The organism is Nodularia harveyana UHCC-0300, assembly GCF_034931085.1.
Lineage (GTDB): Bacteria > Cyanobacteriota > Cyanobacteriia > Cyanobacteriales > Nostocaceae > Nodularia > Nodularia harveyana.
This window is the reverse complement of sequence record NZ_JAYGHG010000024.1, coordinates 49,450-74,680: the sequence shown is the minus strand read 5'-3', so window position 1 is coordinate 74,680 and position 25,231 is coordinate 49,450. Positions and strand designations below refer to the sequence as shown.

The window sequence follows — 25,231 nt, the reverse complement described above, 5'->3', positions numbered from 1 at the left end:
TCTTCCATATCACTTAATTTATCAGATTTTGGGGAGAATTTTTAGCGATGGGCGAACGCACAAGCATATCCGCAGGACTCAGCCCCTCCTTTGGCGATCGCTCTTCCACCCCCCCCTGAACGGTTACCAAAGTTTCCTATTGATGTTCGATAAAAGTGTATTTTCTCCTTTTGCTTGGCAACTTTTGCTCACGGCTATTTTCTCCCGCCGATTTCATTTAGATAATGTTGCTATACGTAAAACTGTGCTGATTAAATCTTGATTTATAAATATTCAGAACTTATGCAAAATCATGAAAAAAAACCACAGAGTACACCCAAAGCCCCGGGTTATTGTCTCGGAGAGTTATTAGCCTCCTGTGGGGATTTGTAAATTAAATTGCTGTTTTAAAGGAATTTCAATAATAAATTCTGTACCCTTACCCACGGATGAAACATAATAAAATTTACCTCCATGATTTTTGCTGATAATCTGATAGCTAATAGACATACCCATTCCCGTGCCTTTACCAGTTGGTTTGGTAGTAAAGAAAGGATTAAAAATTAGGTTTTTAATTTTTTCTGGTATACCCATCCCATTATCGCTAATTCTAATCATAATTACTTGGTCGTTGAGCATTTGTGTCGAAATCTGAATGATGCTAGGAGATTGCTCAATTTCCTGGTAGGAGCGTTTTTGATCTCGTTCTTCTAATACATCTATAGCATTAGTTAAAATGTTAATAAATACCTGATTTAATTGCCCTGCGTAGCACTCTACTAACGGAAGTTCGCCATAATTTTTGATAACTTGAATACCAGGATGCTTTGGTTTTTCTTTGAGACGACTTTTTAAGATTAGCAAAGAGCTATCAATTCCTTCATGAATATCAACTTGTTTATATTCAGCTTCATCTAGTCGGGAAAAATTTCGTAATGAAAGCACAATTTGGCGAATGCGTTCTGCACCCATTTCCATAGAAGATAACAATTTGGGTAAATCTTCAATTAAAAATTCTATATCTATTGCTTGACTAATTTCCTGAATAACTGGAACTGGTTGGGGATAGTATTCTTGATATAACCGAAGTATTTTAAGTAAGTCTTGAATATAATCATTTGCCGGGGTAATGTTACCATAAATAAAATTAACTGGGTTGTTAATTTCGTGTGCTACTCCTGCTACTAATTGACCCAGGGAAGACATTTTTTCACTCTGAATCATTTGAGCTTGAGTAATTTGTAATTCCTCTAGAGCTTTTTGTAATGTTTGAGTTTGTTGGCGGAATTGATATTCTGATTTGCGCAAAGCTTCTTCAGCTTTTTTGCGATCGCTCACATTGCTCATTGTCCCAGCTATACAACCAGTTCCGGTGATGTAATTCACGAAAAATTTGCCCCGATCCTCAACATAGATATAGGAACCATCTTTTTTCCGGAGTCGATATTCAATGTGATACTGGTTTGTTTTTTCTCTTACAGATGACCACATCGCCAAGACTCTGGAGCGATCCTGGGGTTGAATATGTGCTTCCCAAGTAGCTAAATCGAATTTTCCCCATTCATCAGCAGTGTAGCCCGTAATTTCCTCAATTGCTCCTGCCCAATGAATGCAAGTGTCAGCAAGATCGTAGACATAAATTAATTGTCCGGTTTGCTCAACGACTAAACGAAACTGATTTTGGCTGACAGCTAGAGCTGCTTCTACAGATTTGCGATCGCTTGATTCAATCACTAGCCGCACAAATTCAGTAATGGAGCTAATAAAGTTTTCTTCTTCTAAAGTCCACTGACGCTGACTACCCAAGTTTTCACAACATACTACACCAATCACCTTTCCCCTCGACCAAATCCGGACATCCAGCATTGAGGTAATACCTAATGGACCTGTATAACTGGCGGAAAATTCGGAAGTGCGAGGATCTTGATGAACATCAACAACTGCAATAACTTGTTGCTCTTTCAAAGCTTGAAAATACCTGGGATAATCACAGACTGACAATTCCCAACCATGACTATGAGAAGTGCTAGGACGTTCATATAAATCGGCGCATTGAATTTTGCTATAATCTTCTGTATATAACCAAACACTTACACGGTCTACATCTAAACCAAGAGTAGCTACTTCCGTGACATATTTTATGGAATTAGGAAACTCATCATATTGTATGGACTCACTTTGCACAAGTTGCTGGAGAGCCTGATTGTGTCTGCGAAAACTTTTTTCAGTTTGCTTTCTTGTTTCTTCAGCTTGCTTGTGTGCATCAATATCTAATTGTAATTGATTGATTTTTTGATTTAAAATTGCTGTTTGGGATTGTATTTCTTCGTCTATTTTTCTATTAATTTTCTGTAAATAAATTTCTAAATCTTCGTTTTTATTTATATCAATATTGTCTTTAAATTCTACTAGGATATTTCGCAAAAATAATTGAAAATCTTCTGGTACATTTGGTAGAATATTAGAAGTAGAAACCTGGTTTAAAAATTCCATCTTCTTTTATCCTCCAAAGTTTTAAAAGGGATTAAATTTATATACAGCACATCTCATCTGAGTGAGTTAAAGGTTTAGAGATTAGTTTAGTTACAATACATCATCAGGGTACAATATTTTCCACTGCTCAGAATTTTTTATACTTTACAAAAGCCAACAAATTGACAGTGTAGTAAACCAGATATGACATCCATATATCTGGCTGTTAAAAACTGCGGGTCAATAAATTAATTCAGCTTCATAAAATATCTGGAAATTCAAGGTTGAAAACCTGCGTAGGCGGGCTGTATCTCTATGACTTGGTTAATTCTAGCCCACCAATGCAGAATTTGAGTTAGTTCTTTAGTAAAACTTTTTGCTCCAACCACCCAAATTGATTAAAATAGGCTTCGCCCAACGCCAATTTAATAAGTCGTGGAGCATAGTATAAAAACAGGGAATGATAAATAATGTCAGTAAGGTAGCTAAAGACAAACCGGAAAATACTACCACACCCAATGGTTGCAAAAATTCTGAACCCTCACCAATTCCCAAAGCGAGAGGAAACATACCTAAAACAGTGGTAATAGTGGTCATTAATATGGGACGTAAACGTTGAGGCGCTGCTTGTAAAATGGCAGTTTTCCTGTCAACTTTGTCTCGTTCACGAATTTGATTGGCTAGTTCTACCATGATAATGGCATTGTTAACGACAATACCCACCAATAACACTGCCCCTACTATTACTGTCGCCCCAATTGCGGTATTGGTAATGTACAGACCAAAGATTCCCCCAGCTAAAGCCAGAGGAATTGTGAGCATAATTACTAAGGGGTCAATCAGTGAATTGTACTGTACTGCCATGACTACAAAAACTAGAAAGCTGGCTAATCCACCTAATAGTTTTAGGGAGTTTTGTAGTTCCTGATTAGATTCAGCCGCCGAACTGGGTAAAACACTCACACCTTCAGGTAAATCTAAACTATCTAATATTGCATCTACTTGTGTAAAAGCATCACTGAGGTTAGCTCCCTCAGTTAAATTACCTGCAAGTATGAATACCTGACGCTGATTAATCCTCTGAATTTCCCCTGGTGCTTGTCCTTCAGTAATTGTAGCGACATCGCTGAGGCGGACTTGACGATTATTGTTAACGAATAAAGGTAATCTCTCTAATTGAGAAACTTCTCGCACTGATGATTCATTTAACTGGACTCTGACATCAACTAAACGGTTACTGCGTTGGAGTGTGGTGGGTACACTACCTTGTATGGCTGTTTGAATTGTGTCGCCAATCTCTGTAGTACTTAAGCCAAAATTTGCGACTCTATCCCAGTCAGGACGAATTTGTAGTTCTGGTTGACGGTCATCAGCATCAGGACGAAATCTGACTAAGGTAGCGCGCTCTTCTAAGGCTGTGAGTATTTCTTGACCAGCTTGTTCTAAGTTTTCTGTGTCATTACCCTGAAGGATGATATCAACATCAGCACCCCGGACAGGGGAGTTACTGAGAATTAAACCCCGTACTTGACCAGGGGAAAGGCGCAGACGAATTCCTACTAAGTTCAGCTTGTTAAATTCTTGGGTGACTCGTTCTACATAAGCTTCAGTGTTAGTCCCTGGTTTGAGGGTAATGGTGCTGGTTCCTCGGAGGGGATTAGCGTTGACATTTGTGCCAAAAAGTGAGCCACCGGCTGTTGAAAAGACATATTCAGTTTCTGGTTGCTGAAGTAGGATTTCATCTACTATGGTCATAACTTTGCGGTTGGTTTCTAGGGGCGTACCCGGTGGAAACTGAGCATTTAAACTGGCTTGTCCTGTGCTAATTCGAGGGAGGATTTCTTGAGGAATTTGAGGGGCTATCCACAAACTACCGCCGCCAAAGATTAAAATGGCGATCGCCACTGTTAAAAATCGCCACCGCAATATATCAGTTAAAAACCGCCTATATCTATTTGTTGCTGTATCAAAGCGGCTGTTAAATTCCCGTAGCAACCAAAACTTACTCAAACCACTAGAAAACTTCCAGGACAAAGTGCGGGAGGTCAACATGGGTATAATTGTCACCGCAATTAAAATGGAAGCAGCTACAGAAAAGGTAATGGTGAGAATTAGTTCATTAAATAGTAGTGAAATAAAACCGCCGATGAGCAAAAACGGCATCACCGCCACTAAGTTGGTACTAGTAGAAGCAATTAAGGCTGATTCCACTTCTTGACTACTTCTTTCAGCCTGTTGAATCATTTCCTGAGCATTGAGGCGAGTTTTGCTATCTTTACCAGGAGTCATCCCTGCACCCTCGGCAATATTCTCCAACATGACGATGGAGTTATCTACCACAATACCCACCCCTAAAGCCAAACCACCCAAGCTAAAAATGTTCAGGGATAAGCCAAATATTCCCATGAAGATGATGGCGGCTAAACTGGCTAAAGGAATAGCAATCACAATAATTAGAGTTTGTCGCAACGAACCCAAGAAGAGTAAAACCGCAAAAGCAGCTAGTCCTGTCCCAATTAATCCGGAAGTTGTAACATTTGCAATGGAATTGCGAATAAACTGTGACTCATCCAAGGTAGCTGTAAGTATTGTCCCTTCAGGAATTACACCCGATGCTTGCAGTTCTGCTAAACGTTTTTTTACACCATCAACAGCGTTAACTGTGTTAGCATCTGGCTGTTTTTGGATGCTGATTTTAACAGATGGTTCGCCATTGAGTGAAACGTAGATGCGCTGTTGTTCTGAACCATCAATGACTTCGGCAAAATCGCGCAAATAAACTCGACGATTGGAGATTGGTGTCTGGTTATTGGAGTCTGGGGAAGAAGCAACATCAAAAGACAAATTTTTAATTTCATCAGCACTTTGGAAACGTCCCACAGTCCGAGTCAATGGCTCAGAATTTGACCCTAAAAGCCGACCTCCAGAAACATCTTGGTTACGCTCTCTCAGTTCATCCAGGACATCAGTTAAACCGACACCCAAGGCTTGCAAACGATCTAAATCTAGATTAACCCTAACTTCTTCTTGAACTCCTCCCGATACGTCTACACTAGCTACTCCGGGAACAACACCTAGTTCACGAACTAGTTCTTCTTCGGCAAAAACCCGCAAATCGAGACTTTCTAAGGAGGGGGAGGTTAAGGCAAATTCGTAAACTGGTAACTGGGAAGGATCGAATTTGAATAAGCGTGGTGTTTCAATGGTGTCGGGTAAGCGACCTCTAGCTCGATTAAAGGAAGCTGTAGCATCGTTTAAGGCTTGGTCAATATCGCCCCCTGGTTGGAAATACAGATCCAAACTTACCTGTCCTTCACGAGTTTGGGAAAAAATCTGTAATACGCCTTCGGTGGCGGAAAAAGCTGATTCTAAAGGTCTGGTAATTTCATCAATGGCTACCTCTGGAGAAATTCCCGGTGAGGCTATTCGTACACCAATTCGAGGATAGGTAATTGAGGGGAGTAAATCTACTGGTATTTTGATAATAAAGAATACACCCATTACCAATACTGCGATCGCCAGCATGAGTGTACCGATGTGTCGGCGGATGGAAATAGTGCTGATACTAAATCCGCCGCTCTTTTGTATGTCCTGCATCTCTTCCTAATCTCCAATTAAACCTGCTCAATGAAAAGCTCAAAAGGTCGTTGTTAATTTTTACTCTGCGGTTTCCGAGAGAACTGAAGGAATTACAGAGTCACCATCTTTTAAAGGTCTACCACTACGAGCAACATAGCGTTCCCCTGGTTGCAAGCCAGATAAAATTTCTACGTTGCCATCCGCTTTATTACCTAAAGTAACAGTACGCGCCGTGACTTTATTTTTACCTTCAGTATCTGTAATTACGAATATATTGCCAGTAGTATCTTGGGAATTGCTCTCAGATGTGGTGGAGTCAGAAGAATTATTGTTTTTTTGAATCGCTCTTTGGGACACCACTACTCGCTGTGATGTCTGGGGGGTAAATTTGACTCTTGCTAATAATCCACTACCAATTTTATTATCGTTATTGGGAATTACTACCTCTACTGGGATTAATCTAGCTGTGGGATCGGCTACAGGGGAGATGCGTGTAACTCTGCCAATTAATGATTCATTGGGGAAAGCATCTAGGCTTACTTGCACAGATTGTCCTACCTGAATTTGGGATAGTTCTAATTCCGAAACTTGCACTAGGACTTTTACGCGGCTAAAGTCGGCAATTTGCAAGACTTCATTTCCTGGTTGCAGGAGATTACCTGGTTCTGTGACTCTTTGGGTAATTACACCAGTTATGGGGGAGGTTAAGCGGGCGTAGGATCTGCGCTCTTTAAATTGAGCTACTACGGCTTGCTGGGCTACGACTCTACCTTGGGCGGCGGCGACAGCTTGCTGTTCTGTACGTACTTGTTCTTCAGAAGCTCGTAGTGATTGGGCTGCTGTTTGGGCGGTGGTGCGGGACTGTTGGGCGCTTTGTTGGGAAATTGCACCAGCTTGGAAAAGTTCTTGTTGGCGTTGGGAGTCGGCTTGGGCTTGGACTAATTCTAATCGCGCTCTTTCTACTTCGGCGCGGGCGTTACTGACCTCGGTTTTGGCTCTAGCTACTTCGGATTGAAGGGATGCTAGTTCGGCTTCTGCTTGTTTTAATGATGTTAATAGCAGGGTGTCATCTAATAATCCGACGTTCTGTCCTTTGGTGACTCTATCTCCTACGTCTAAGCTGAGGGCTAAGAGTCTGGCTTCTACTTGCGATCGCAATGATACGGTACTAAATGGCGTAGTATTCCCTGTATAACTTGGTTGTACCTTCAAAAAATCCGTGCGGGCGATCGCCACATCAACAGGTGTAATATTTTCAGTACGTGATGCCTTTTGCTGAGATTGCGCGTGAGCCGATTCCTTGGGTACGGTTCCACAGCTAGCCGTTAATAATCCTATACTTAGTAGAAAAAAACAGGAGAACAGCTTCACAGTAGCCGATGGATAGCGACCAAAATCCCAACGGTAACAAGAAGACTCCAGGATTTTTGAATGTAATTGGCGATTAACTACCTCATTTAATGAGCCATTATCCATTGGTAACTTTACCTGTTTCTTAGGGATTTTTTCATTCAAAATCATCTCTTTTACTCCTAAAAGGTAGTTTTTCCCGCAAAATCCTGTGTATTTATTAATTGACTAACTTGTAATACTCACAGACATATCTAGCTAATTTGTCAGCTTTTTTCCGATTACTATTTCCCTGGAATTAATATGAAACTTTATTACTAGGTGGAGTAAATCAGAAAATTACAAATCACAAATACACAAAGCTAGATTTGTACTTTACTCCCCTGAGAATCGCCAGAAAATATTTACCATCTTGCTGTCCATGCCAAAATAAATATTTTTATCACCTGAAAAAATTGGATTTGAGTATAAATATTTCCCTATTATCTGGTTTTTTCCCAAGAGGAATTTTGGAGAGTTTTGACTTTAGTTTGAGAATAAACTATGTATACTTTATTTTACATAAATATACATAATGTGGCAAATTTACAAGTATTTATCGGTATAGAATAAAAAATATTAAAAAAGTTTGTCGTTTTTGTCGATATGTGGTATAAACAGGAATAAAATATTTATCGTCATTGCATACAAAGTAAATCTCAAACCCTTGAGCGATACCTGAAAACAATGACTTTGACCTGAAGCATATTGGATTTGAAGTAGGTAGGCAGAAACAACCCCAAATATCTGACATGATGCAAAACTCTCCAAATCCTTGTATTTGTCAGATATCCATAGATTGTTCTACCTACTTAATTCAGTTTTTTTAGTGCTTACGCTTGAATTTCAGGATACCCATTGAACCAAGCACCATTAAGCCAAAAATAGATCCTGGCTCAGGAACTGATTGCGCCTGAATAGAGAATACAGTGGTTGTACCACTCACTTCATTACCTGCAACTAACAATGGCTGACCATTGGGACTATCTGCGGCGGAAATAAATAGTAAACCTTCTACACCCAAGTCACCAGCAGCAGGGTTAGTGATTCCGTTCAAGGTTGACTCCACCGTGAAATCGCGGTTATTAATGTAGTTCACAAAGAGAGGATTCACAGGGTCAGTGATATCGTAGGTCATGACACCGCCCACACGCTCCAAACCAATGAAAGCATAAAAACGACCATCAATTTCGGCAATTTTTACGTCTTCTGGTTCCGGACCCTTATCATCACTGCGGGAATCAAAGCCAGTTTCATCATTACTAGAGTTGAAGAAGTCAGGAAGAATCTGTGCAGTGATCTGTTCAAAATCATCTGCGCTGTCGTAGACTTGATTTAGTGTTCTAGCATCTTCATCCCATTCCCAAATGGTGAAAGAACGCCCACCAAAAGCATATATCTCTTCAAATAGACCATCACCATTAGCATCACCCAGAGCATTAGTGACTCTGAGACGGCCTAAATTTTCATCTAGACTTAGCTCATCAGCATTGGAGAACACATTGGGGTCGAGTTGATAACTATTGCTACCTAATCGCACTTCCTCGCTAAAACCGTCGTAATCACGAGCATCACCTTCATTCGCTGTGACAATATAGGTTTTACCGTTGACTGTATAAGAAGTAATACCATCGGGTTGATACATACCCAAAACAGGTGCGTTAGCAATATTAATCGCATCATTGCGATCGCTAGCATCAAAACCGTTCTCTGCCAGGCTATAATCCTTAAATCCCAAAGGAATGATGTCGGTAAACTGATTGTTAATCAGATCCAGGACTCCAATGGCGTTATTCTCCTGCAAAGATACCCAAGCAGTGCGAGAATCAGGAGAAACTGTAATGTACTCAGGCTCTAAATCCTGGGCTACAGAAGCATTAGGGCCAAAAATGCGGACTCCGGCATTCCGCAACTGGTCGATTTGGCTATTAAACTGAGTAAAGCCAGCAGTGATCACATTAGAATTGGAAAGATTCGAGAAATCTAAATCGACGATACTCACCGAACCTTCTGGATCGATAGTATAGTCATTGTTCGGCTCCCCTTCATTAGCCAGTAACAAACGCTGACCATCGGGAGTGAAAGTCAGCATATCAGGGAGCGCTCCCACTGCGACATTACCGAGAAAATTACCATCAACGTTAAAAAATAAAGCCTGGCCTAAATCTTGGGTAACAGGCGCTTCCACTGCTGCTGCTAGGATGCCATTATTAAAGGCGACACTATTAGCATTACCACCAGAGAAATAAGTATTGATATCAATATTAAACAGCAATGATGGATTTGTCGGGTCGCTAATGCCGATGACATCAATGGTTTTGGCTGCTGCATTCACCACAAACAGCCGTTGACTTACTGGGTCATAGGTGGGAATTTCCGCCGCACTATTGTCAAAAATTCCCGTGCTATAACTACCGATAGGCGTGAGGGAAACTGCTGCTGCTGGACTCGCCATGATTCCCAAGAGAAAAGCGGATGGAGTGATACAGGCGATAAGTTTTTGGATAATCATGATTTCCACTAATAATTGAATGCTTGGCTTTGAGAGTTACCTCAAGCTGTATCCTGAAGCGCAATTTAAACTCACAAAAAAATACCCACTTAGCTGCTATGTCACTATGCGGGGTACTAGTAAATTTTTGTCAAAAAATTAGATTTTTTGAAAGTAACTGCGCTAAGTATTAGGTATAGTGAAAGACTATTCCTCAAAGGTTAAGCAAAGTAAAACTAGTGGTTAAGTTAAGGTAAAGGAGCCTGTTTTTCCTGATTTTCTGGGAAGTCCCTCACCAGTTTTTAGATTACTGCTATACAATCAATCTCTACCAAAACATTCTTGGGTAGGCAAGATACCTGCACACAAGCACGGGCTGGGGCTGTTTCTTCAGAAAAATACTTTGCATAAATCGCATTCACGGCGGCAAAATCATTCATATCAGCTAAAAATACTGTGGTTTTGACCACATTTTCAAACTTTGCACCAGATGCTGTCAGAATAGCCTCCATATTAGCCATTACCTGCTCAGTTTGTTTTTTAACATCATCTGTGTAGACCACATCACCGAGGCGGGGGTCAATGGCAATTTGACCAGCTACAAAAATCATTTTACCCGAAGCGGCGATCGCTTGATTATATGGTCCCACAGGAGCCGGTGCGTTATCAGTCCGAATTACTTCACGAGTCATAGATATCTCTTTTTCTAACAATGTTTCCGGAGTACCAACTTCGCCTTCAGAGTCTGTCGGCTGGTAAACTTCCCCATCAGGCATTATCGCACCAGTTAGGTCAGCATTTTTAAAGGTTGCACCGTAAATATTTGCTCTGGTTAAATCTGCTCTTCTGAGATTTGCACTATCTAAATTCGCTTTCATCAAATCTACATTTTGCAAATCTGCTTTCTCTAAATTTATTCCTTGAAGAGAGGCTTTTCTGAACTTTACGCCATTGAGGTTAGCAGCTCCCAAATCAGCCTTAGCCAGATTCATCTCAGAAAAATCTTTTTGAGATAAATTAACACCTCGAAGCTTGGTTAGCTGTAAATTGGCATTTTTGAAAGTGACGTTTGTTAGAATTGCTTGACTAAAGTCAGCCTCAAGCAAATTAGCTCCACTTAAATTAGCATTATCAAGTTTTGCTCTAACAAGGTTGGCGTTTTTCAGGGATGCTTCCGTGAAGTTTGCGGAATGTAGCGTTGCATCACTAAAATTAGTATTATCCAAGTTAGCATTACTAAAATTGGCGCTAGTAAGAATGGCTTTACTTAACTTGGCACTATCCAGGTTGGCATTACTGAAATTTGCATTACTCAGGTTCGCCTGAGTCAAGTCAGTACCACTCAAATCTGCCCAACTGAAATTTGCCTGAGAACCGTTCTGCAAATCACTTAAATTTGCACCTGTTAAAGATGCTCTAGTGAAGTTTGCTCCTTGAAGATTTGCTTTGCTGAGGTTAACATCATTTAAATCAGCCCCAGTTAAGTCAGCACCAGTTAGGTTGATTCCACTTAAATCGGCACCTTTGAGGTTTATCCCTCTTAAATTTGCACTATTAAAGTCTCGATGACCCTGTGCATATTTCTCCAACAACTCCTTAGCATCCATAAAGCACCCTAAAATACCACAAACCCAGTATAATCGCAGAAATCACAGCAGTTTTCATTCATTCAGACCATACTTTTGTTTTCAGTATTTCTTCCTTTGCGCCTTTGCGCCTTTGCGTGAGACAAAAAAGATGTAGTTCATTAATCAAAACCCAACCGAGGACGCAACCCATAATCCCGATACCGCCAATAATCCCGCAAAATCCGGTCATGATCAAAACATAGATTACTCGGCACACACCAAGATTCAAAAATACCGACATTCTTAGCATCATCACCCGCCATTGGTTCCCCAATCGCCCTAGCTAAAAACACGATACTAATAGTATGCTGACGGGCATCCCGCCCAGGGTCAGAATAGACCAAAAACTGTTCAATTAACTCCACCTTTAAACCCGTTTCCTCCTCAGCTTCCCGCCGCGCCGCCACTTCCACCGCCTCACCATAATCCACAAAACCACCAGGAATCGCCCAACCCAAAGGCGAATTATGGCGCTCAATTAACACTATCGGACGATGTGGACGATCAACCAACTCAATGATGATATCAATCGTCGGTGCAGGATTTCTATAAGCCATATAATTTTGGATTTTAGATTTTAGATTTTAGTTCTATATACAGATAAATGTAGGGTGGGTTACGCTATCGCTAACCCACCATTTACCTCGCAAAGGTAGGTTACGGCGCAACTTATGCAAATCTTGCTCATCATCTGATTCTTGTGCGCCTAACCCACCCTACAACTTTTGACTTTTGACTTTCGACTTTTGCCATATCCTTCGATCTTCAGACAGCTTTCAATGTTGACCCCAGCATGATAGATTCGATGGAATATCTCGTTGCTATATTTGAAGTTAAATATGCCTTTTCCTAGATCCAGTGGAATTTTACTGCATCCTACATCTTTTCCCAGTCGATTTGGTATTGGAGATTTAGGCTTAGAAGCCTACAAATTTATTGATTTTCTCAGAGAAAGTGACCAGCAATATTGGCAAGTTTTACCTTTAGGTCCCACTGGATACGGTAATTCTCCCTATGCAGCATATTCAGCAATGGCGGGAAACCCCATGCTCATCAGTCCAGAACAACTGCAAGAACAAGGTTTATTAGCTGAAGAAGACTTTGCTAATTTACCAGTATTTGACGAATTGCAGGTAGATTACGAGCCAGTCAAGTCCCTTAAAACTGCATTACTCAAAAAAGCTTGCGAAAACTTTCAAGTTAAAGCAACAGCTTTACAAGAAAAAGAATTTGCAGGTTTTTGTGAAAGTAAAGCCTATTGGCTCGATGATTACGCCTTATTTATGGCGCTGAAAGATCATCATAATGATACCAGTTGGCACACTTGGGAGGCGGAACTTGTTAAGCGCGAACCAGCAGTAATAGAGGAAGCCAAGGAAAAATTAGGGGCTGAAATTTATTATTATAAATTTGTCCAATTTGAATTTTTTCGCCAGTGGTCAGAACTCAAGTCTTATGCCAACATGAGCGGAATTTTCATTATTGGCGATATTCCGATATATGTAGCCCAAGATAGTGCTGATGTGTGGGCGCACCCGAATATCTTTTGTTTAGATGAAGAGACTAGAGAACCTGCTTTAATGGCGGGAGTTCCACCAGATTACTTTAGCGAAACTGGTCAATTATGGGGTAATCCTGTTTATGACTGGGAAGAATTACAAAAACAAGACTTTAAATGGTGGTTAGGTCGTTTTGAAGCGATGCTAGATTACATAGATGTAATTCGCATTGACCATTTCCGGGGTTTTGAAGCTTACTGGGCTGTGGAACGAGGAGAAAAAACCGCCATGAATGGAGTGTGGATGAAGGCTCCAGGAGATGAGTTGTTTGATGTGATTAAAGCTCAATTGGGTACGCTCCCAGTTTTAGCAGAAGATTTGGGGGTAATTACGCCAGAAGTTGAAGCACTGCGGGATAAATACGAATTTCCCGGTATGAAGGTTTTGCAGTTTGCTTTTGGTTCAGATCCTGGTAATTCGTTTTTACCTTTTAACTATATACGTAATGCTGTAGTTTACACGGGAACTCATGATAATGACACAACTGTAGGTTGGTTCAATCAAGCTAATGATTGGGAAAAGCGTAACTTACTCCTATATTTAGGTGGTGTGAGTTCTGAAGGTATCCAGTGGGATGTTATTAGATTAGCTTTGAGTTCTATCGCCAATCAAGCAATTATTCCTTTGCAGGATATTTTAGGTTTGGGAACTGAGGCGCGGATGAATTTTCCCAGTACTGCTGAGGGGAATTGGGGTTGGCGTTATCAGCCATCGTTGTTGACAGCAGAACTAGGAGAGCGACTGAAGCATCTCACTCAACTTTATGGACGCTCACCCCAGGGTAAATAAATTCAGGACTTACTTAAAATTATGAAAGTAGGACTTACGCATTTTAAAGAAACATCGGGGTTTGAGATTGCTTCCTTACGTCGCAATGACAGTATTTGAAGTAGGTTTTGCGTAAGTCCTGGAAAGAACTAAATTAGGTAGTCAGAAATAGCAGTCAGTTGTTTTCAGGGTTATGGGCGGGAATGTCCCATAACCGATTTTCTGGTTAATTAATTGGTCTAGTACCAATCTTGATTTCCTTTTGTTTTCCTGGTTCTCCCATTTCTTGAGCGGCTTGCTGATTAATACTCATCAACACACTACCGCCATTATCAGTTTTTACTGTTAGTTCTTCTTGGGCTTTCCAACTGCGCTGAGTTCCTTTTGCTAGAACTCCTTCAAACTGGATTTGACCATCAGCAACTACACGAATCCAGGATGATGCTTTTAAGGTGACACCAATATGTACTGACTCACTTTTATTGGTGGGATTACCAGTGCTACTAATGCCGTTTAAATTAGCTGAAATTTGGGATTTTAATTGATTTGGGGAAGTGTTGAAAACCTTTTCTGTTCCTGGCTGTTGATTGCTGTAGTTCACAGCATTATTATTCAGAATATTGGATAAGCTACTAACAGAGCAGACAATGATAGATATGTAGAGCAGGTAAAGATGAGTAGGACGTATGAAAGCAATTGAGTAACGTTGAAAGGGCAGTTGTAAACTTTTTGATTTCTTTTTCTTGGTAGGGGGTGAACTGACACGTTTATGTCCGCCGAGAGGAAAACTGCTAGCAAATTCTACGCCATTAAAGCCTAATGCGTCGGCAAATTGCCTGATTAAACCCTGAAGATAAACTGGTTCTGGCAAATCATCTAAATTACCTTGTTCAATTGCCTCTAGCAGCCGCAGGGGTATTTTGGTCAAAGCTACCATTTCTTCTAGTGATAAAGCCTTTTCCTGACGAGAAGCACACAGGCGATCGCCCAGTTCTGCCAATTTTTTCTCTTGTTGTTGTTTTAATGGCAGTTTGGGCTGCTCTTTATCTTTACTTTTTAGCCATTTCATGCTTTTATTCCGCTCCTGACCTCAGCTGAATCTTGAATTGGTAGATGCTTGATTTGCTCTTGCAGAAAGCGAATTTCAGCACGTTTAAGAGAACGATAGTTACCTGCTTTTAAAAGGGGTAATTTTGGCATTTGTAGTTGGATGGGGCCGATAGAAGTACGATGTAGCCTAATGACTGGATATCCCAATTGTTCGGCAACTTTGCGAATTTGTCGGTTTCTCCCCTCTTTTAAAATTATTTCTAAATGGCTATTTTTTGCAAGTCTTTTGATCAAAATCACTGTAGCAGGACGTGTTTTTCTCCCTTCTAAGATTACACCTTTACGCCATATTTCTAGAATTGTTTCGGCTGGATGTCCTTTAACTAAAACCTCATAAGTCTTGGGAATACTGTGACGAGGATGGGTGAGTCCAAATGTCAAGTTTCCATCGTTGGTCAAAATTAATGCTCCTGTTGAGTCAGCATCTAGACGACCAACTGGGTGCAAACCTGAACCTTTACTTAGTTCTTCGGGGAGTAAATCTAAAACGGTTTTTCTTCCCTGTGGGTCGTAGCAGGTGGAAACTACTCCGGCTGGTTTATGTAGCAATAGATATATTAAGGGAGGGCGCTGGTGAGGCGATACTAGCTGACCATCTACTGAAATTTGATCTTTTTCTGGGTCAACTTTTTGACCTAAATGGGCTAATGAGCCGTTGATGTGTACGCGCGATCGCCGAATCATTTCTTCAGCTTCACGACGTGATGCAATACCCCATTGAGCCAAAATTTTTTGTAACCGAGCCTCCATGCTGTAATTAATGTCTATGACCTAAAGTTTCAAGATAATCAGTATAATGTGAGCGTTTTGTGATAACTAGCTATTGATGTTAGATTTAAGGCTTATTTCAGTTGAGTTACTGTGAAGCAAATAAACATCAATAAACTGGTTTAATGGAAAAACTACCAATTAAAAAGTCGCAGAAGATCCGTATCATTACAAACGTGCTGACAACAGCGCTTAAGCTTTGGTTAAAGTCACAAGTCAGCCAAGTATCGCAGTTAGAGGTTGAAATCAATGCGGGCGATCGCCAAATTCTCTCTGGTTCTATTCCCTGGGTATCTATTATTGCCACTGGTGCTGTGTATAAAGGAATTCATATTACGCGAATCCAACTTATAGCAGAAAATATTCAGGTGAATATAGGGGCAATACTCAAAGGTCAACCAGTAAAACTATTAGAAATAGTACCAGTAGTTGGTAATTTGATTGTTGAGGAACAGGATCTCAATAGTTCTCTTGTATCTGAACTATTATCCACGGCTTTAAATGATGTAGTTGGGGAAATTTTACCGGAATATTCCTTAAAATCTCAGTTAGTTTCCTGGGAAAAAATAGTCCTTGGTAATGATGAAATTATGATTAAAGGTATTATATCATCTGTTAGTCAACCTGAGCCGATTGAGATTGGTTTTAATTTAGAATTAATCAATGGTCATGAGTTAAAGCTAGACAATATTCAACTGATCCAAAACCAAGTAGCACTGTTAGAAAATAAACATACTTACAATCTCGATCTTGGCTCAGATGTCAATCTTCAAGAACTCACTTTAAACCCTGGTAAGCTGGTATGCGAAGGAAAAATAAATGTCAATCCTTGAAAGGGGAAATCTCCCAATGACTAATGACTAATAACCACAGCTTAGATATCTGCTATCAACGGTAATAAAAGTGTGACAAAATAGTAAACCAACGGGGCTGTAAAGATATAACTATCAGTGCGGTCTAGAATACCGCCGTGACCAGGAATCAACTGACCGGAATCCTTCACCCCAGCATCACGCTTGAGCATAGACTCGGTAAGGTCTCCCAAAAGACTGGCAATACCAATCAGCAAACCTAGTAATACACCAGTGAATAAAACTTTTGGTAAATGCAGATAATAAGACCCTAATAAACCTACGGTGATGCTAGCGAAAATCCCAAATATAGCACCTTCAACAGTTTTTTTAGGGCTAATGTCAGACAAACGGGTTTTACCAAAAAATTTACCAATAACGTAAGCACCAATGTCAGCAGCCCAAATACACAAGAAAGTCAAAACTGTTAAAGTTAACCCTTGTGGTAAAGATGCGAAACTGTTTGGCTGTAGAATATCTGTCCAATCTGTAGGCCAGTAACCACCCAGAGGCAGATTGCTGCTAGCTAGACTACCAAGAGTGCGTAAGCGTACCCAATAACTGGATAGGTAGCCCACATAAAATAGTCCCATAATGGAGGCGGAAATATCGGAAATTGTCGCCATTTTGGGCTGAAACAGTAAGTAAAAACAAATCAGTGTTCCAGCTATTGGCATGACAGCATCAGCTAAGGTGTCGTTCAGGTTACAAATTACTAGTAAGGCTTGGCTAACAAACATGGTGGTTTTAGCAGCAGGAAAAATACCTCTAGCTCTGACCAAATTAAAATATTCTTCTTGACCTAAAAAGACAACTACCGCAATGGCAATAGTAAAGTACCAGCCACCCAATAGAGTTGCTAGTAAAGCAAGGGCGATCGCTATAATTCCACTAATAATTCGAGACCAAGGCATATAAATATTTTGAATGAGGTATTGGGTATTGGTATTGGGTATTAAAAGTAAGGAAAACATTTTCCTAGTTCTCAGCGATGCATTGCGATGCTCTGAGCAGTTTGGCAAGCTCACTGTAACACCTGTCGAAGTATCCTCAGTCACTAGTCCCCAGCCCTTAGTCCCCAATCTAGTCTAGTTTCTCACCACTCAGGATAAAAATGGGATCGACAGCCGCAAAGGTTTGAGAAAAGCCGCGCGTTTCCAAGCGGTTAACAGCAGATTGCACGACTTCAATATTTCTGGCTCGCAACACCGAGAAGCTTTGAGAAATAGCATACAGACCTTCTAGATTAGCAGCTGTGGCCACAACTCTACCTGATGGTGGTAAATAATCCCATAGGGCGGGCAAAATATCCTGTATAGGTTTTCCACCTTCCAGAAAAACGCGGTCAGGGGTTAATTTTAGGTCATGTAAACATTCTGGGGCGTTACCTTCAATTACTTGCACATTTTGGACTTCAAAGCGATCGCAGTTACGCTTAATTAATTTCGCTACATCTTCATCCCGTTCTACTGCAATAATTTGTCCACCAGGACACAGCAGCCCAGCTTCTACAGGAATTGTTCCCGTTCCCGCCCCAATATCCCATAATACTGAATCCTTTCGCAGACGCAGTTGAGAAATCAATAACAGCCGAACTTCTCGCTGAGTGAAGGGAATACCAGGTAAATGCTCAAATAATTCATCAGGAATACCAGGAGTAATATAAGGCCAAAGTTTAGAAGTCATAGAAAGACACAATTATACTTAAAGATATCAGCTTGCTAAATTTGACAAGCTATCAGCTAAAAAAGCGTTTAAATACACCGTTATCAGCAATCATAATGGTCAGCGAAATTTTAGACCACCGCTACGAAGTCCAGCAGCTATTGGGAAAAAAATCAGGGCGGCGGACGTTATTAGCTAGGGATCAACTAACTGGGGAATTGGTAGTCATCAAGTTACTCTCGTTTAATAGTGACTTTGAATGGGACGATCTCAAGCTGTTTGAGCGTGAAGCCGAAACCTTAAAATCTTTGTCCCATCCCGCCATCCCTCGCTATTTAGACTATTTTGAATTAAATTCACCCAGTATTAAGGGATTTGCTTTAGTACAGAGTTATATTCCCCACAAAACATTAGAGCAATACTTACAAGCTGGCCGGACTTTTACAGAAGCGGATATAAAACAGTTAGCCATAGCAGTTTTAGAAATTCTCACCTACTTACACGGGCTGCATCCCCCTGTAATTCACCGTGATCTTAAGCCTAGCAATATTTTATTGGGTGAACGTTCTGGTAATAGCGTTGGTCAAGTTTATCTAGTAGATTTTGGCTCAGTACAAACTGTCCTCGCAGCTGAAGCAGGAACTAGGACTGTGGTGGGTACTTATGGCTATATGCCACAAGAGCAATTTGGGGCGCGGACTGTTCCGGCTTCTGACCTTTATAGTTTAGGTGCAACTTTAATTTATTTAAGCACGGGTACTCATCCCGCCGATTTACCTCAAAAAGATTTTCGCATTCAGTTTGAGCCATTGGCTCATCTTAGTTCAGGTTTAACTCGCTGGTTACAGTGGATGACTGAAGCGAGTTTGGAACGGCGGCTAGGTTCTGCTGTGGAAGCTTTGAAAGCTTTAAACGAATCTGAATTGAATAGTTCCCATGCCATAAATATTATCAAACCTACTGGAAGTAAACTTCAACTCACGAAAAACTCAGATTATCTCAAAATTCTGATTCCACCCGTGGGTTTTAAGCTGGATATGTTACTTACAGGTTTTTTTACAGTTTTTTGGAATGCCTTTATCCTGTTTTGGACAATTGGCGCTCTTTCTACTGCTCCTTTTCCTCTCAACCTCCCCTTTGCTTTGTTCTCATTGCCTTTTTGGGGGGTGGGCTGGTTTTTGTTAGGAACCTTACTTATGGGGTTATTTGGCAAAATTAAGCTAGATTTAGATGATCAGGAAATCGCCTTGCAATATCAATTATGGGGATTCAAGTCTTATCGTCCCCAGCCATCCCCCAGAAACAGTATCACTAAACTGGTGTATGTTCCCAGACACATTACTAAAGACTCAGACGGTGATAAAACTACAGTGGCGGCGCAATTAGAGATTTGGGCAGGAGTACGAAAGTATCAGCTTAGTGTTAATTCAGGTGCTATTGAATCTGAAGCGGAACTAGAATGGTTAGCCCATGAATTAAGCGACTGGTTAGATATGGAAATAACCCAAGAAGCAGTCTCTTAATGTCTATAGTGAATGAGAAAGCCTTGACAGGAGAAAGATAATGTTTGGACTGGGATGGCCGGAATTAGTAATAATTGCTATCGTCGCCATTGTAATTTTTGGCCCTAAAAAAATCCCAGAATTGGGAAATGCACTGGGTAAAACTTTACGGGGTTTTAAGGAAGAATTAAACTCTGATGATGATAAAAATGTGGAACACAAATAGTAATAGCCAGTGGTAGAGACGCGATTAACCCGTCTCTACTGTATGACTAAGGCAAAGTATTGATTACAGAAGATGTCACCCCATTTTGGGGATCTAACATTGTCGTGGAGGTATTTTGTGGCTGTACCTCCTCTTTGACTAAACCGCGCAGCTTGATCAACTTAATCGCCCGGTTAACACTTTCTGGCAAAATTACCACCAGACTGTTATCAGGAGCCATATCTAAAGCTTGATTAATGGCGGCTGTTTCATCCAAAATAGATTCATAACGGGAATCTGGATTAACTTCGGTGATGCCTTTAGTAATCAAATCTGAAGCTGATCCCCGTGAACGTCCCCTAGTATCATCGTCTTCTTTGACAATTATGTAGTCAAAAATATCTGCTGACAATTTACCCAGTGTAACAAAGTCTTCATCACGGCGATCGCCAGGACCACCAACTACACCAATACGCTCTCCTGTAGTCCAATTGCGGACAAAAGAACCCAAAGCTTCATAACTGGCTGGATTGTGAGCATAGTCTACTAACGCATGGTATTTACCTAAATTAAATAAATTCATTCTTCCTGGCGTTTGACTCACAGAAGCACGGAAGGTCTTCAAGCCAGCACGAATCTGCTCAATTGTGACGTTTTGGACAAAGGCTGCCAAAGCTGCTGCTAAAGCATTGGCAATCATAAACGGCGCACGTCCACCCATTGTCAAGGGAATATTTTCTGCCCTTTCAATGCGGTGCGTCCAATCACCTTTGACAATTGACAGATAGCCATTTTCATAAACCGCCGCTACTCCTCCCTGTTGGACGTGCTTTCGCACTAATTCCGAGTCGGGATTCATGGTGAAATAGGCAATATTAGCTTTTGTTTTTTCTGCCATAGCCGCAACGCGGTGATCATCAGCGTTAAGCACTGCGTAACCATCAGGAAATACAGCTTCAGCAACAACACTCTTCAGATTAGCTAACTGATCGATAGTATCTATATCGCCTATGCCTAGATGATCCGCAGCTACATTCAACACGACACCGACATTAGCCATTTCAAACCCTAGTCCAGAGCGGAGAATACCACCACGAGCCGTTTCCAGAACTGCCACTTCTACAGTTGGATCTTCTAGAATGACATGAGCGCTTTGCGGCCCGGTATTATCTCCAGATTCCACTAAGTATTCACCGATATAGGTTCCATCTGTTGTGGTATATCCAACTACTTTATCTGTTTGTTTATAGATATGTGCTAACAGTCGAGTAGTAGTAGTTTTACCATTAGTACCTGTGACACTTAATATGGGAATTGTTCCCGACTGTTCGTTGGGAAACAGCATATCCATGACAGATCCAGCAACGTTGCGGGGAGTTCCTTGACTGGGGGCAACGTGCATCCTAAAACCTGGAGCAGCATTAACTTCAACTATTACAGCATCGGTCTCTCGCAGGGGACGACTAATATCTGTGGTAACAATATCCAGTCCAGCTATATCCAAACCAATAATTTTTACTATCCTTTGTGCTAGCCAAACATTTTCTGGGTGGATTTCATCGGTGCGATCTATCGCACTGCCACCTGTACTTAAATTAGCCGTTGCCCGCAGGTAACAAATTACTCCTTTTGGTGGGACACTATTGAGAGTGTATCCTTGTCTTTCTAGTAGTTGGTAACTGTTGCGGTCTAGTTCAATTTTCGTGAGGATTTTATCGTGACCATCACCACGGTTGGGGTCTTGGTTGGTTTCGGCAATTAGATCGCCAATGGTGGATCTACCATTACCAACTATGTGGGCTGGTACGCGTTCGGCTACGGCTACAACTTTGCCGTCTACAACTAGTACCCGATGGTCTCGCCCAAGGTAATAACGCTCAACAATAATTGACCGAGAAACTTGCCTGGCAGCCTCGTAAGCGGCTTCGGCTTCATCCCAGCTTCTAATATCAATAGTGATACCACGTCCGTGGTTACCATCTGATGGTTTGATGACAATGGGATAGCTGCCAACATATTCAATTGCTTCTTCGAGGTCATCTAAAAAGTTGATCACCGTACCTCTAGGTACTGGCGCTCCAGCTGCTGCGAGAATGCGTTTGGTAGCTTCTTTGTCGCAAGCGAGTTCCACTCCCAAAATGCCAGTTTTATTGGTCATGGTTGCCTGCATCCGCTTCTGATTCACGCCGTAACCCAGCTGAATCAAAAAGCGCGCACTCAACTGTGTCCAGGGAATACCTCTCTTTTCGGCTTCTTTAACAATGGCTTCTGTGGAAGGACCTAAAGAGGATTCCCGCCATAAGTCTTTGAGGTCTAGGATATCTTGTTCGAGTTCTGCTTTTGGATAACGACCTCTATCAACGATACTTTGGCACAGCCGCACAGCTGCTCGTCCAGCGTAGCGTCCTGCTTCCTCATTCAGGTACTCGATCACTACCTGGAAAACTCCAGGTGTGGCAGTTTCACGGGTGCGCCCAAAGCCTACAGACATTCCAGCTAATTCCTGGAGTTCTAAAGCTACGTGTTCCACGATGTGTCCCATCATGGTGCCTTCTTTGACCCGCATCAGAAAACCGCCACGACAGCCAGGGGAGCAATAGTGACCCTCCAGACTTGGTAGCGCCTCTACTAATCCTTCATAAAAGCCAGGGATTTCGTTTGAGGGGTTCTCGGCAAGGTTTTCTAAATCGAGGCGCATAACGATCAGCTTGTGGCGTCGAATGCTCCAGTAGTTTGGGCCACGTAAGGTCTGGATCTTGAGGATTCTCATGGGAATAGGTAGATGGAGATTCGGAACCAAAATTCTAGTTTCTTACTGAAATTGACCGCTAAACTGTTCATAATAAACAGTTTTTTCTTTTTTCATGGTATCCTTATGATTTTTTTACAGCCAGAAACAAAATCAGTGATGCATCCGGCCGCAAGCAACAATACAGACTTTGATTACGTTTAATCCAAGGTGTAACTTGGGATACTTTATTTTGTCAGCTAGAGATGCGATGCACGGCAGGTAATACAGTGCGTTGATACAGGTGGTAGCGATCGCCATAGCTGAGGATATGCAGTCGTAAATTATGCACAGTCAGAGGTTCATTAGCGCCGACATGAGGCTCATTGGTGTGGGTGACTTCTGTGGGATCGACAATGGTCACACTGCCTTTACCTACAACTTGTAGCCAACCATCACGTTCAAATACGGCACAGGTATCTTCATCAATGCCAATACCTAGACGGTCTGGATGAGCTGCGATCGCACTAATTAAGCGACCCATGCGATTACGATTGTGAAAGTGTTGGTCAACAATCACTTCTGGAATAAAACCCAAACCCGTTGCCATATCGACCAAGGAACGATTCGGAGTTTCACCACTACCACCACCAGCAATCATGTGATGCCCCATGACAGCAGCCCCGGCACTAGTTCCTGCTAGGGTCAGTTGTCCGGCTCGTACCCGTTGACGGATAATTTCCATTGCCGGTGTATCTGACAGTACACCACAAAGACGTAATTGGTCGCCTCCCGTGAGAAATACCCCACTACAGGATTCCAATGATTCTTTGATCTGGGCTGTTTCACATTGTTCGCGTTCGCGGATGTCTAAAATTTCGACCTTTTCCGCACCCATTTCTTCAAAAAGGCGAATATATCTACCACCGATGATAGCGGGTTCACGGGAAGCAGATGGAATAATTGTAATATAGGCCTTACTCGCACCAGCACGACCAAAAAAAGTTCTCAGGATATCGCGTCCATGAACTTTATCTTCTGCGCCGCCGATAACCAGCACGGCTGTTTTAGTTGCTTGGGGTGTCCTCATTTCCAGCGATTTAGCTTTTAATTGCGGCATTATGTTTCTCCTGTCAACAACTTCAGGTGAATTTAACAAGGTATGGGCTATGACTAAGCAAAGGTAGGCGCAGCGCGTCGTAGACATTGCAGATCGGGGTGAACACTGAGCGCAGTCGAGGTTTTGAGAATAAACCTGTCTACAGTAGGCTTCGGATTAAGTTGCCGATTCCAGTTGTGGACTGATACACACGAAGCCTCAATATTCATGTGTCCTTTGCAGTTTCTCAAAGCCAGTACCTTGTTTTTCACCTGTACACTTTTTCCAGACTGGCAAAATAATGCTTGGGAGACTAGAGATGACACTTCTGTGTCGGGGGTTCCCCCGTTAAAAAAAGTGTCCTTTTTCCCTCTGGTATTGGGGTTCATCAGGTCTTAACACGCTTTTTTTGAGGCTGGTCCTATGCATCCTGGAAGTTGTTAACTTGGTCAGATTATTAATTTAAATGTAGTTGTGACAATATTTAAACACAAATTAAGTAATTAGAAAAACTTTTGATCCTGCCTAAACCCAATAGTTCTGGTACTTTTAGTCACTATTGATTAAACTTATCTGTAGTTCTATCCTACATTGACTGATTGTGTTTGCTAGACATTCAAATTTAAGATTAGTGTTCTCGAATACGAATTACTGTGCGCTTTGATATAGTTACACTTTTTCCGGACTGTTTTACCTCTGTTTTAAGTTCTGGGCTGTTGGCTAAAGCCTTGGCGAAACAGATTGCCCAAGTTAATCTCGTTAATCCCAGAGATTTTACCACCGATAAGCACCATAAGGCTGATGATGAACCCTATGGCGGTGGTGTGGGTATGCTCATGAAACCAGAACCGATCTTTACTGCTGTGGAGTCTCTGCCAACTCTACCCCGCAGGGAAATAATTTTAATGAGTCCCCAAGGTGAAACCATAAATCAACCTTTGTTGAAAGAATTGGCTACAAATTATGACCAATTAGTACTTATCTGTGGTCATTATGAAGGGGTAGATGAGAGAGTGCTGCATTTAGTGACTCGTGAGGTGTCTTTAGGCGATTTTGTTCTGACTGGTGGAGAAATTCCGGCAATGGCATTACTTAATGGCGTGGTGAGACTCCTACCAGGAACTGTGGGCAAAGTCGAATCGCTGAAGGCAGAAAGTTTTGAGGAAGACTTGCTGGATTATCCCCAGTACACTCGCCCGGCAGATTTTCGAGGCTGGAAGGTTCCTGATGTCCTGCTGTCTGGGAATCATGCCGAAATTGCCAAATGGCGATATGAGCAACAAATTAAAAGAACAGGCGATCGCCGCCCCGATTTACTGCAAAAATGGCAAGAAGAGAAGGGAGAGGGGAGTAGGGATTAGGGAGTGGGGAGTGGGGAGTGGGGAGTGTGGGGAGTGTGGGGAGTGTGGGGAGTAGTAATTTTCTAATGACCAATGAC

17 protein-coding genes and 1 pseudogene are annotated in these 25,231 nt (G+C 41.6%); 6 read left to right on the top strand and 12 right to left on the bottom strand.

The genetic code is table 11. The features are described 5' to 3' along the window. Positions 1 to 262, top strand: a pseudogene (locus tag VB620_RS14440) (hypothetical protein); the annotation flags it as partial. 86 nt (positions 263 to 348) lie between these two features. Here VB620_RS14440 and VB620_RS14435 read toward each other — a convergent pair. From VB620_RS14435 to VB620_RS14410, 6 genes are all read right to left on the bottom strand, one after another. Continuing rightward, positions 349 to 2,472 (bottom strand): ATP-binding protein, encoded by a 2,124-nt coding sequence (locus tag VB620_RS14435; protein ID WP_323196848.1) that lies wholly within the window; start codon positions 2,470 to 2,472, stop codon positions 349 to 351. Between the two features lie 342 nt (positions 2,473 to 2,814). Further along, positions 2,815 to 6,048, bottom strand: coding sequence for an efflux RND transporter permease subunit (locus VB620_RS14430; protein ID WP_323196847.1), 3,234 nt, complete (start codon positions 6,046 to 6,048; stop codon positions 2,815 to 2,817). A gap of 60 nt (positions 6,049 to 6,108) precedes the next feature. Further along, complete coding sequence (locus tag VB620_RS14425) at positions 6,109 to 7,551, bottom strand: efflux RND transporter periplasmic adaptor subunit (RefSeq protein ID WP_323196846.1); 1,443 nt, start codon at positions 7,549 to 7,551, stop codon at positions 6,109 to 6,111. A 694-nt stretch (positions 7,552 to 8,245) separates the two neighbouring features. Further along, positions 8,246 to 9,931, bottom strand: a complete 1,686-nt coding sequence (locus VB620_RS14420) for a choice-of-anchor I family protein (protein ID WP_323196845.1) — start codon at positions 9,929 to 9,931, stop codon at positions 8,246 to 8,248. 281 nt (positions 9,932 to 10,212) lie between these two features. Continuing rightward, positions 10,213 to 11,517: a Rid family detoxifying hydrolase gene (locus VB620_RS14415; RefSeq protein WP_323196844.1), complete on the bottom strand. Its 1,305-nt coding sequence runs from the start codon at positions 11,515 to 11,517 to the stop codon at positions 10,213 to 10,215. Between the two features lie 140 nt (positions 11,518 to 11,657). After that, a complete protein-coding gene (locus tag VB620_RS14410; protein WP_323196843.1) occupies positions 11,658 to 12,095 on the bottom strand; it encodes an NUDIX hydrolase in 438 nt (145 codons plus the stop codon). 282 nt (positions 12,096 to 12,377) lie between these two features. Between VB620_RS14410 and malQ the strand changes: the two genes are divergently transcribed. Beyond that, entirely contained in the window at positions 12,378 to 13,886 is a 1,509-nt protein-coding gene (malQ, locus tag VB620_RS14405) for a 4-alpha-glucanotransferase (RefSeq protein ID WP_323196842.1), read from the top strand. Positions 13,887 to 14,091: 205 nt separating this feature from the next. Here the strand turns inward: malQ and VB620_RS14400 are convergent, their stop codons facing one another. Both VB620_RS14400 and VB620_RS14395 read right to left on the bottom strand, forming a co-directional pair. After that, positions 14,092 to 14,934 carry a helix-turn-helix domain-containing protein gene (locus VB620_RS14400; RefSeq protein WP_323196841.1) on the bottom strand — a complete coding sequence of 281 codons (843 nt, stop codon included), beginning with the start codon at positions 14,932 to 14,934 and terminating at the stop codon, positions 14,092 to 14,094. Then, positions 14,931 to 15,725 (bottom strand): pseudouridine synthase, encoded by a 795-nt coding sequence (locus VB620_RS14395; protein WP_323196840.1) that lies wholly within the window; start codon positions 15,723 to 15,725, stop codon positions 14,931 to 14,933. The genes VB620_RS14400 and VB620_RS14395 overlap by 4 nt, the downstream gene beginning before the upstream one ends. Before the next feature lie 143 nt (positions 15,726 to 15,868). Between VB620_RS14395 and VB620_RS14390 the strand changes: the two genes are divergently transcribed. Continuing rightward, positions 15,869 to 16,576: an LmeA family phospholipid-binding protein gene (locus tag VB620_RS14390; protein ID WP_323196839.1), complete on the top strand. Its 708-nt coding sequence runs from the start codon at positions 15,869 to 15,871 to the stop codon at positions 16,574 to 16,576. Between the two features lie 41 nt (positions 16,577 to 16,617). Here VB620_RS14390 and VB620_RS14385 read toward each other — a convergent pair whose 3' ends face one another. Both VB620_RS14385 and cbiT read right to left on the bottom strand, forming a co-directional pair. Continuing rightward, entirely contained in the window at positions 16,618 to 17,508 is an 891-nt protein-coding gene (locus VB620_RS14385) for a phosphatidate cytidylyltransferase (RefSeq protein WP_323196838.1), read from the bottom strand. Positions 17,509 to 17,677: 169 nt separating this feature from the next. After that, entirely contained in the window at positions 17,678 to 18,280 is a 603-nt protein-coding gene (cbiT, locus tag VB620_RS14380) for a precorrin-6Y C5,15-methyltransferase subunit CbiT (RefSeq protein WP_323196837.1), read from the bottom strand. A gap of 95 nt (positions 18,281 to 18,375) precedes the next feature. On the opposite strand from cbiT, the gene VB620_RS14375 reads away from it, so the two are divergent. Continuing rightward, positions 18,376 to 19,782 carry a serine/threonine protein kinase gene (locus VB620_RS14375; RefSeq protein WP_323196836.1) on the top strand — a complete coding sequence of 469 codons (1,407 nt, stop codon included), beginning with the start codon at positions 18,376 to 18,378 and terminating at the stop codon, positions 19,780 to 19,782. Positions 19,783 to 19,822: 40 nt separating this feature from the next. Beyond that, positions 19,823 to 19,987 (top strand): twin-arginine translocase TatA/TatE family subunit, encoded by a 165-nt coding sequence (gene tatA, locus VB620_RS14370; protein WP_323196835.1) that lies wholly within the window; start codon positions 19,823 to 19,825, stop codon positions 19,985 to 19,987. A gap of 46 nt (positions 19,988 to 20,033) precedes the next feature. Here tatA and cphA read toward each other — a convergent pair whose 3' ends face one another. Further along, the gene (gene cphA, locus VB620_RS14365; protein WP_323196849.1) at positions 20,034 to 22,736 is read right to left on the bottom strand and encodes a cyanophycin synthetase; all 2,703 of its coding nucleotides are present in this window, start codon (positions 22,734 to 22,736) and stop codon (positions 20,034 to 20,036) included. A 214-nt stretch (positions 22,737 to 22,950) separates the two neighbouring features. Continuing rightward, a complete protein-coding gene (locus tag VB620_RS14360; protein ID WP_323196834.1) occupies positions 22,951 to 23,814 on the bottom strand; it encodes a cyanophycinase in 864 nt (287 codons plus the stop codon). A gap of 632 nt (positions 23,815 to 24,446) precedes the next feature. Between VB620_RS14360 and trmD the strand changes: the two genes are divergently transcribed. Continuing rightward, on the top strand, positions 24,447 to 25,154 hold the full coding sequence (gene trmD / locus VB620_RS14355; RefSeq protein ID WP_323196833.1) for a tRNA (guanosine(37)-N1)-methyltransferase TrmD: 708 nt from the start codon (positions 24,447 to 24,449) through the stop codon (positions 25,152 to 25,154). Positions 25,155 to 25,231 lie beyond the last annotated feature (77 nt).

What these genes read in the sequence shown, in the direction of transcription:
- cphA (WP_323196849.1), bottom strand. Translation starts at nt 22,736, where the DNA reads ATGAGAATCCTCAAGATCCAGACCTTACGTGGCCCAAACTACTGGAGC.
- VB620_RS14360 (WP_323196834.1), bottom strand. Translation starts at nt 23,814, where the DNA reads ATGCCGCAATTAAAAGCTAAATCGCTGGAAATGAGGACACCCCAAGCA.
- tatA (WP_323196835.1), top strand. Translation starts at nt 19,823, where the DNA reads ATGTTTGGACTGGGATGGCCGGAATTAGTAATAATTGCTATCGTCGCC.
- VB620_RS14435 (WP_323196848.1), bottom strand. Translation starts at nt 2,472, where the DNA reads ATGGAATTTTTAAACCAGGTTTCTACTTCTAATATTCTACCAAATGTA.
- VB620_RS14395 (WP_323196840.1), bottom strand. Translation starts at nt 15,725, where the DNA reads ATGGAGGCTCGGTTACAAAAAATTTTGGCTCAATGGGGTATTGCATCA.
- VB620_RS14375 (WP_323196836.1), top strand. Translation starts at nt 18,376, where the DNA reads ATGGTCAGCGAAATTTTAGACCACCGCTACGAAGTCCAGCAGCTATTG.
- VB620_RS14400 (WP_323196841.1), bottom strand. Translation starts at nt 14,934, where the DNA reads ATGAAATGGCTAAAAAGTAAAGATAAAGAGCAGCCCAAACTGCCATTA.
- VB620_RS14420 (WP_323196845.1), bottom strand. Translation starts at nt 9,931, where the DNA reads ATGATTATCCAAAAACTTATCGCCTGTATCACTCCATCCGCTTTTCTC.
- malQ (WP_323196842.1), top strand. Translation starts at nt 12,378, where the DNA reads ATGCCTTTTCCTAGATCCAGTGGAATTTTACTGCATCCTACATCTTTT.
- VB620_RS14390 (WP_323196839.1), top strand. Translation starts at nt 15,869, where the DNA reads ATGGAAAAACTACCAATTAAAAAGTCGCAGAAGATCCGTATCATTACA.
- VB620_RS14410 (WP_323196843.1), bottom strand. Translation starts at nt 12,095, where the DNA reads ATGGCTTATAGAAATCCTGCACCGACGATTGATATCATCATTGAGTTG.
- VB620_RS14385 (WP_323196838.1), bottom strand. Translation starts at nt 17,508, where the DNA reads ATGCCTTGGTCTCGAATTATTAGTGGAATTATAGCGATCGCCCTTGCT.
- VB620_RS14425 (WP_323196846.1), bottom strand. Translation starts at nt 7,551, where the DNA reads ATGATTTTGAATGAAAAAATCCCTAAGAAACAGGTAAAGTTACCAATG.
- cbiT (WP_323196837.1), bottom strand. Translation starts at nt 18,280, where the DNA reads ATGACTTCTAAACTTTGGCCTTATATTACTCCTGGTATTCCTGATGAA.
- VB620_RS14415 (WP_323196844.1), bottom strand. Translation starts at nt 11,517, where the DNA reads ATGGATGCTAAGGAGTTGTTGGAGAAATATGCACAGGGTCATCGAGAC.
- VB620_RS14430 (WP_323196847.1), bottom strand. Translation starts at nt 6,048, where the DNA reads ATGCAGGACATACAAAAGAGCGGCGGATTTAGTATCAGCACTATTTCC.